Below are 329 nucleotides of genomic sequence, written 5' to 3' on the forward strand. Positions count from 1 at the left end.
TTGTTATACTATCTTTTTGATGAGTTCAGCAAAAGAACTGTAAAAAATTTTTTTTATCAGAGTTATAATCACATCTAATCCATCAAACTCTAAACCCATTTTTCCGTAAAAATCAGAAAAACTTATAAGATCGAATCGATTCTTTTTATAAATTCCTTAGATGTCATGTCCAGATTTAAATTCTGTTCTTCAATATAAACCTCATAAATAGATTCAAGCGTATTAAGGAACAAATTAATTTCCGGTTTTGTAATATTGAGCTCTTGAAGTGTCATGGATCTCATAAAAGGGAGATCATGTTGAATATTCAATTCTCTTTTTAAAAGATC

The 329-nt window shown here is 27.7% G+C and carries 1 protein-coding gene; it reads right to left on the reverse strand.

Annotated elements, in window-relative coordinates; all coding sequences use genetic code 11:
- Positions 1–122: 122 nt before the first annotated feature.
- A partial coding sequence (locus HC175_RS24035) for a hypothetical protein (RefSeq protein ID WP_209310191.1) occupies positions 123–329 on the reverse strand: 207 nt, incomplete at its 5' end.

The organism is Salinimicrobium oceani (assembly GCF_012037645.1).